The 555-nt window shown below is 37.7% G+C and carries 1 protein-coding gene; it reads left to right on the plus strand.

From position 1 onward, the window contains the following. A partial coding sequence (locus ES724_RS16430; RefSeq protein WP_146935081.1) for an ISAon1 family transposase occupies positions 1–523 on the plus strand: 523 nt, incomplete at its 5' end. Between the last annotated feature and the right edge of the window lie 32 nt (positions 524–555).

Genomic DNA, 555 nt, shown 5'->3' on the forward strand with positions numbered 1-555 from the left:
GATCAAACATAGATGGGAAGCCCTCGACATGGAAAATGATGCCATAGAATATGCCAGAAACAAATTCTTAAAATATACTCCAGAGTTGCTCTCCAATGGAGATACCCTAAAGCAATTACTGGCCAGGAGCAGATACCTGCTCTATAAGTCAAGCAATAAATGGACTGAAAATCAATCAAATAGAGCAACAATACTCTTTCAACACTACCCGGATCTAGAAAAAGCATACAAATTATGCCAAAATCTATCTTGGATATTCAACAACACAAAAGATAAGACCACGGCACTAATACGATTAGCAAAGTGGGATGAAAAGGTGAGGCAGGCAGCATTTAAAAGCTTCAATACCATTGCTAGAACAATGTCAATCCATTACAAAAACATCCTTAACTACTTCGACAACCGAAGCACAAATGCGTCAGCAGAATCATTCAACGCAAAAATTAAAGCTTTTAGGGCGCAGTTTAGAGGGGTTAGAAACATAGATTTCTTCCTCTATAGACTTACAACAATTTTTGCATAATCTCAAAATCCCACAACTTTTGGACTTGATCC

The sequence above is a fragment of the Gillisia hiemivivida genome, assembly GCF_007997295.1.
GTDB classification, from domain to species: Bacteria; Bacteroidota; Bacteroidia; order Flavobacteriales; family Flavobacteriaceae; genus Gillisia; species Gillisia hiemivivida.